The organism is Citrobacter sp. NCU1 (assembly GCF_010231475.1).
Taxonomy (GTDB): Bacteria; Pseudomonadota; Gammaproteobacteria; order Enterobacterales; family Enterobacteriaceae; genus Citrobacter_D.
Genome location: NZ_NRDO01000095.1, coordinates 44,250 through 51,129, shown reverse-complemented (window position 1 = coordinate 51,129; position 6,880 = coordinate 44,250). Strand labels below are relative to the sequence as shown.

The 6,880-nt window shown below is 45.5% G+C and carries 10 protein-coding genes; 7 read left to right on the top strand and 3 right to left on the bottom strand.

Going from position 1 to position 6,880, the window contains the following annotated elements:
- The first annotated feature begins 115 nt into the window (after nt 1–115).
- On the top strand, nt 116–535 hold the full coding sequence (locus CJP72_RS25895; protein ID WP_342212342.1) for a fimbria/pilus outer membrane usher protein: 420 nt from the start codon (nt 116–118) through the stop codon (nt 533–535).
- A gap of 70 nt (nt 536–605) precedes the next feature.
- On the top strand, nt 606–1,112 hold the full coding sequence (locus tag CJP72_RS25890; RefSeq protein ID WP_342212341.1) for a fimbria/pilus outer membrane usher protein: 507 nt from the start codon (nt 606–608) through the stop codon (nt 1,110–1,112).
- A 130-nt stretch (nt 1,113–1,242) separates the two neighbouring features.
- Here the strand turns inward: CJP72_RS25890 and tal are convergent, their stop codons facing one another.
- The 3 genes from tal to CJP72_RS23735 all read right to left on the bottom strand — a co-directional run bounded on the left by tal (nt 1,243) and on the right by CJP72_RS23735 (nt 3,004).
- The gene (tal, locus tag CJP72_RS23745; protein ID WP_162383712.1) at nt 1,243–2,187 is read right to left on the bottom strand and encodes a transaldolase; all 945 of its coding nucleotides are present in this window, start codon (nt 2,185–2,187) and stop codon (nt 1,243–1,245) included.
- 63 nt (nt 2,188–2,250) lie between these two features.
- Nucleotides 2,251–2,544 carry a hypothetical protein gene (locus tag CJP72_RS23740; protein ID WP_162383711.1) on the bottom strand — a complete coding sequence of 98 codons (294 nt, stop codon included), beginning with the start codon at nt 2,542–2,544 and terminating at the stop codon, nt 2,251–2,253.
- Between the two features lie 4 nt (nt 2,545–2,548).
- Nucleotides 2,549–3,004, bottom strand: coding sequence for a hypothetical protein (locus CJP72_RS23735; RefSeq protein ID WP_162383710.1), 456 nt, complete (start codon nt 3,002–3,004; stop codon nt 2,549–2,551).
- 867 nt (nt 3,005–3,871) lie between these two features.
- Here CJP72_RS23735 and CJP72_RS23730 point away from each other — a divergent pair.
- From CJP72_RS23730 to CJP72_RS23710, 5 genes are all read left to right on the top strand, one after another.
- Nucleotides 3,872–4,036 carry an integrase core domain-containing protein gene (locus tag CJP72_RS23730; RefSeq protein ID WP_446714988.1) on the top strand — a complete coding sequence of 55 codons (165 nt, stop codon included), beginning with the start codon at nt 3,872–3,874 and terminating at the stop codon, nt 4,034–4,036.
- Between the two features lie 231 nt (nt 4,037–4,267).
- Nucleotides 4,268–4,657 (top strand): mannose/fructose/sorbose PTS transporter subunit IIA, encoded by a 390-nt coding sequence (locus CJP72_RS23725; RefSeq protein WP_162383709.1) that lies wholly within the window; start codon nt 4,268–4,270, stop codon nt 4,655–4,657.
- 17 nt (nt 4,658–4,674) lie between these two features.
- On the top strand, nt 4,675–5,157 hold the full coding sequence (locus tag CJP72_RS23720; RefSeq protein ID WP_162383708.1) for a PTS system mannose/fructose/N-acetylgalactosamine-transporter subunit IIB: 483 nt from the start codon (nt 4,675–4,677) through the stop codon (nt 5,155–5,157).
- Nucleotides 5,158–5,213: 56 nt separating this feature from the next.
- Nucleotides 5,214–5,960 carry a PTS mannose/fructose/sorbose/N-acetylgalactosamine transporter subunit IIC gene (locus CJP72_RS23715; protein ID WP_162383707.1) on the top strand — a complete coding sequence of 249 codons (747 nt, stop codon included), beginning with the start codon at nt 5,214–5,216 and terminating at the stop codon, nt 5,958–5,960.
- Between the two features lie 13 nt (nt 5,961–5,973).
- Nucleotides 5,974–6,846 (top strand): PTS system mannose/fructose/sorbose family transporter subunit IID, encoded by an 873-nt coding sequence (locus tag CJP72_RS23710; RefSeq protein WP_162383706.1) that lies wholly within the window; start codon nt 5,974–5,976, stop codon nt 6,844–6,846.
- Nucleotides 6,847–6,880: the final 34 nt, after the last annotated feature.

Sequence of the window (6,880 nt, the reverse complement as noted above, 5' to 3'; positions counted from 1 at the left end):
ATGCATAAAATCGACAGACCAGCTCTGGTTCAGCGCTTCCGCCGTGACCAGTGGCGAGGGATTACGCGGGTAGGATCAGAACGCGCGATTCCGCAAATCAAGGGATTGCTGAGCAATCGGTGATTATTACACCCCCTCCGACGTGTTCGACAGTATTCAGTTCCGGGGGGGGGGGGGGCAACTGGCCTCCGATGAGGAGATGAACCCTGACTACCTGAATGAGTTCGCGCCGGTGGTTCGCGGTACAGCCTCCACTAATGCACAGGTTATTATCCGCCAGAACGGCAACGTGGTTTACCAGACAACCGTTGCCCCAGGGCCGTTCACGATTACAGATATCCCCGCATCGTCCCAGAGCGGGGATTTCTACGTTACCGTCCAGGAGTCAGACGGAAAAGAACACATGTTTATTCAGGGCAACTCCGCGGTAGCAGTAATGCAAAGGCAAGGCCAGTTACGCTATGCCGTGGCCGGGGGAAGTTGCGCAGCACTGGGACAGACTCCCGTGAGCCCGAGTTTGTTCTGGGAACCCTGATTTATGGTTTACCCCATGATATGACGGTCTATGGCGGTATGCTCAAGAGTCAGGAAATCAGGCAGGAAGTATCGGGTTAGGAGCCCTGATGGGGATCCTCGGGGCTGTGTCTGTGGACCTTACATATACAAAATCAGATCGTGCAGCAATTACCGGAGATGATAAAGAAGGGATCGATTCCGGGCAGTCTTGGCGGGCACGTTACTCAAAAACAATAGCAGAAACAGATTCCACCCTCGCCGTATCAGCGCTTCACAATACCTCCGGTGGTTACTGGTCATTCAGTGATGCCTATGCGCTGAGAAGTGAGGAAGATGAGGATGACGACGACATCACCATTACGGATGACGGTGTGGTAACTACGACCGTGGTCAGTGGCCGCACCCGCAACGAATTGCAGCGATCCCTGACTCAACGTCTGGGGGATACGTTTGGTTCAGTAGGGCTGAGTGCGTCGAAGAAAACGTTTCATGACCGTGACGGAGAGCAGACATCGGTATCCATAAACTGGAATACCCCCCTTAAAGGTATCGGGCTGAGCCTTGGCTATGTATGGATTAAGTTAGCAATGAAGTAATACATGGAAAAATAATAAATGGTGCCGGGTGGTGACGGCGAATACCACCCGGTTGAAAATAGGAAGTGCGATCAGTATGTACTTCTTATTTCGTCAGATATCCCCGATTCGTTTGTTTCCGGGAACGGCCTCATAGATAATCGACAATCATTTCCTCAAGTTTTTGCTGGTCAGCAGCAAACAGGCGAATACCTTCAGTCAACTTTTCAACGGCCATCGGATCACTGTTATGCTCCCAGCGGAACGCGCTTTCGGTCATTTTTTCTGGTTTCCCGCTCACGCTTCCGCTGAATGCCAACGCCCGGCTGACCGGAAGATCGCTGTTAACCAGTTGCTGCAGTACTGCTGGTGACACGGTCAGTTTGTCACATCCAGCCAGGGCAAGTACCTGTTCAGGGGTTCTGAAACTCGCCCCCATGACAATGGTCTGGTAACCGTGCTGTTTGTAGTAGTGATAGATATTACGGACAGAGTCCACTCCCGGATCGCAGTGGTAAAGTACTTCAGGTTGTTTTGCTTTATACCAGTCAGTTATACGCCCTACAAAAGGTGAAATTAACGTGACGCCGGCATCCGCACAGGCTTTAGCCTGAGCAAACGAGAACAGCAGGGTGAGATTACAGCGGATCCCTTCTTTTTCCAGCACCTCAGCCGCTCGGATCCCTTCCCAAGTCGAAGCTAGTTTAATCAGCACCTTATTTTTACTCACACCGTACGACTTATACAGCGCAATAAGCTCGCGCGCTTTCTTCACACAGGCGTCGGTGTCATAGGATAAACGGGCATCAACCTCTGTCGAAATAACACCGGGAATATGAGCCTCAATCTGTTTCCCGATCAGAATGGAAAGGTGATCGCAGATGGCTGACAGTCGCTGCCCATGAGGCACACTTGCTGCCAGGCAGGCTTTGATAGCTTCAGGAATAAGTGAAGCGTAGATCGGCAGGCAAGCAGCTTTGTAAATGAGAGAAGGATTGGTTGTTGCATCCACAGGTTGATATTTCAGCACATACTCAATGTCACCACTGTCCACCACAATCGAGGAAAGCGCGCTCAACCTTTCAAAACTGTTCATAAATCAGACCTTTTTCAGTAATACGTGGAGATATTTCTACGGGAAAGCAAACCTGCACTAGGCTCAGTCCGTCATCATTTCCAGTGAAAGGAGATAAATTCGTTCGATAGTGTATTCAAACCGTTCAGGATTGAACTGTCCTTTTGATATCTCATCCAATAACCACAACACCTCAGGAAAAATTACACTGCTGAACAGTTTTCTTTTCTGGGCGGAACGAAGCCATCTTTCAATGTATTTTTTCCTGGCTGATTTTGTCTCTCCCGGATAACGCCGGACCCTGATTTTCAGGGCAATCAGAAGGCAATAATAGAAATGATTTAAAGACACGACCTCATCTTTACGGACACTGACCATGGTACTAATTTACCTGATGATGGCCAGCCTGTAGGGGCTGGCCGGATTTCGCTTGTTGAATGTTTTTCCTGGCGATCAGCACGCTGGAAAAAGACTGACCGATTTGTCTGATCCATGCGGCCGCTACTTTCAGCAAATCGGAAGTAACGATTGGCCAGGGAAATGAAAGCGGGTTCAGGTGACTGTGAAACCCTACGGTGTCAGGGATCGATGTGATGCCGTCCGTATGGCTGGTTTCACAGGCTTCATGCTGCGCAAATTTATTCGAGATCTTTTCGCTGCTAGCCTCCGGCATGAAATACCTGAGCATTCTGAGGATCGGTTTACTATGCTTGAAATGTTGCACCGCCGCCTTGTCCAGACCTTGACTGTCTGCCCTGACTCCCCATGTTGGCTCAACTGCTCCCAGTGAATCAGCTGGGGTGCCATTTAAATCAAATATCATTCCTTTGAAAGGCATACGCTTACCTGTGCTGAGCCAAATTGGTGTAAACTAATTTTTCAACCCGTCCGGACTGCCCGAAGTATCTTCAAAACCCCCCGCAGAAAATCAAGTTCCGGGAAAGAATTTCGTTCAATGCTGCTTAATGCAATACGAGTGCCATAAAAATAAAAACATTTAAATTCAGTTAATTAAATTAAAGTGTTTCACCTTTCGTATCAGTGTTTCACATTTCTAAAACGGTGTTTAATCTGCGAAAACATTTTCCTGTCTAGACAGGAGAACTAGAGCAACGCCGAGTTTTGCGGATCACTCGAGATTGGCATGCCGCGCTGAAGCTTGTTCCACTAACACTCATTTCCAGTACATTATTTCCACCGAAAATCAGCAGAGACTATTCAAATTGCGTGATCATCGACTGAATGGAACAGATCCCGCATGCCTAATTTTTTATCGCAGTCAACAATCTACGATCACGTCAAACAGTAGTGCACTGCTGCTTTCCGGCGAGGACGCAAAAGGGTCAGACAGGTGCTGTACTTCAGGGAGTATAGCGAGAGGTATTTTTAAAAATGGACTCACCGAAGCGATGACTAGCACATCATGCCACCGCCCGGGTGGATCATTGACATCCCCCGACTATCCAATCCGTGAGTCCCCTGGTGACTTAGTTTTTGGACAAAGACCGATAATGCGATGCGAGCGTACCCCATGTGGCAGTAGTTTACTAATCCAAGGCACCGCACGAGTCAGCTAATAACGTCGCGATAAACACTGGGGTAACAAATGACACAAAAAAATAACCAACAGTTTTCACCAGAATTTAAGCTCGAAGTCATTGGATATAGCACGCCTGCAATGTGAGTGACTCTGCTACGTCGTTTCATGGACAATTACCTGAACATCCATGGGTTCCTGTCACTGGAAGATGCTCAGGACAAACTCAACAACTGGTGCAGAGAATATAATCATGAGCAGGAGCATTCATCATTAAATGACATGGCTCCGGCTGAATTCATCCAAAGTCTCCGCAATGACGAAGATCTCTGATTTAGCACTGATTTTGCGCTCGGGTCAGCGATACAGAATAGTCGAAACACAGTGACTGCTTTAAATAATACACACTGCACCCTGCGAAACACTGTCTTTTATATAATTGATATATATGAAAATTAAAATAATGGCACAAATCATGCATAACAAGATACGTGCAGCATCGTTATCCACAGGTCATAAATCTGGTGAGCCAGGCAGAGTGAAGAATATTAAGGGGGCAGTAAGATGGATTGTACGGTTATTGTGGCAACACACGGAAAGTTGGCAAACGAACTGATTGAGACAACCTCTATGCTTGTCGGGCGATATGACAACGTCAGGACGCTGGACTTTATGCCCGGGGAAAATGTCGAAACGCTTATCTTAAAAATGAAAAATATTGTGGATTTCTTAGCAGAAGAGATGCCTGTATTGTTCGTGGTCGATATGTTTTCGGGCAGCCCTTTTAATGCAGCCACTTACTTTATCAAGCATAGGAAAAATACAAAAATTATCGCAGGTGTAAATATTCCTGTGCTAGTGAATATCTTTCTGGAACGTCAAGAATGTTCAACTCTTGACGAACTCGCTGATATTGCTGTTATTTCAGGGCAAAACTCAATTAAATCACTATGAGATCGAGAGGTCAGAAAATGTCTACAATTTCCCTACTTCGCATTGATGATAGATTAATCCACGGTCAGGTAATGACTGGCTGGGTAAAACATATCAACGCTTCTAAAATTATTATAGTTGATGATGAATTGGTGAACGATGATTTTATGATCTCAGTTCTGGAGATGGCTGTGCCTAATCATATGACGTTGAAAATTTATAACATCGAGCAGGCAACAGAAGTGCTCAGCGACATTAAAAATGATGGGAATGATGACAATATTATTATCCTTGTAAAAAGCCCAGTACCGGTACTGTCCTTGATACAACGCGGTGTCAGTTTTAACGAATTAATTGTTGGCGGGATGGGGGTAAATGAAAAACGTTCGCGCCTGTATCGCAACCTGGCTGCATCAGAGAGTGAGCGTACAGCGTTCAGGGAAATAGATAAATTAGGGTTATCCATTAATATAAGAGTATTACCCAGCGACGCACCAATGGAATTAATGCCTTATTTATAACAACACATAGGCACAATAGCAAAGATGTTCCCGAAAAATATAAAGGATAATTTATTATGCTAATTTCAGCTATTTTAGTCGCCCTGATTGCTATCCTTAGCAACTGGTGGGTTAGCCACTTGCTGACCCGGTCGTGGCTTTATCCCATTATATCAGGATTTCTTGTCGCCCTTGCACTTGATTCCCCTATAGAAGGGATGAAAGCGGCAGCTTATATTAACCTTGCTTATCTCGGTTGGATGACCGTGGGCGGCACAATGCCGGGTAACCTTCCTGTTGCATCTGTGTTTGGTACTGCTATGACTATTCTGAGTGGGGCAGCGCCTTCAACTGCTGTAGTATTTGCTGTGCCATTCTCTCTACTGGGTATTTTAACTTTCCAGGCATCAATGTGTTTTAACGCCTTATGGGTTCACAAAGCTGAAGCGATGCTTGATCGTGGCAATATCACCGGCATGCGAATGATGAACTATATCCCCTCATTCTTTGTAAATATGGTGCTAGTGGGGATACCTGCATTTTGCATGGTTTACTTTGGCGCCGAATTTATGAAAAACATGCTGGCGATGATCCCACAAAGCTTAGTTAATGCGTTTGAAGTTATTGGCGGTATTATGCCTGCACTCGGTATTGCTATGCTGGTCTCATTCCTTGGGAAAAAACGGCTGATGCCATTTTTCTTCCTAGGCTTCTTTTTAGTAGCCTATCTGAACCTCGGGATTATGGCCATTGCCGTCTTTGCGGTGATTGCCGCAGTGATTATGAATATTAACGCTGATCAAAAAGTGTCTATTAAGGAATAAGGGAGGTATTGTCATGTCTACATATCAAACGCAGCGTGATGTTCCGCTTAAAGAAACCCAAGGTGCTACGACGCTTACCCGTAAAGAGTTGTTGAAAACATGGGCTTTAAACTATTCCTCCGAAACCTGTTATAACTATGAACGCTTACAGGCACTCGGGCAGACCAGTGCGATGGTTCCAGTTATTCGTAAACTGTACCCAAATGACAAAGCCAAACAAGTACAGGAATTAAAGAAATACCTAAACTTTTTTAATACAGAGCCGTCATTTTGTGGGCATGTGATCACCGGAGTCTCCGTTGCCATGGAAGAACAACGAGCAAATGGCGCTCAACTACCGCCGGAAGCCATCACGTCTCTGCGTTCAGGACTGATGGGACCAGTCGCTGGTATTGGCGATACTCTTCAGGCTATTGTTTACTCTATTCTGGCAGCGATAGCCTGTAATCTTGCCATTCAGGGAAATATAGCTGGACCAATCCTGTTTGAAGTTGTTTATAAGTTCATCATGATATTTTGTAGCCTAAACATGTTCTTCCTCGGCTATCGTAAAGGTAGAACAGTTATTCTCGACATTCTAAAAAAAGGTTTGATGGATAAATTAACTGATGCCTTCGGACTTATTGGGCTGATGGTAGTAGGTGGTATGGCCGCTTCTAGGGTGAATATAATCACACCGGCCTCTATTAACTTAAATGGTGTAACCGTAATATTTCAGGATATTTTAAACACTTTATTACCATCGTTAATTCCCTTAGTGATCACATTAGGGATACTGAAAATGGTTAATAAGAAGATGAAACCTAATACGGTCATAGCTATCATCTTTATAGTTGGCATTATCACCTCTTATTTAGGGGTGCTGGCGGTACCCGTAGCAAAATAATTGACAAACCATTAATACCAGTGCCAACTGGCAC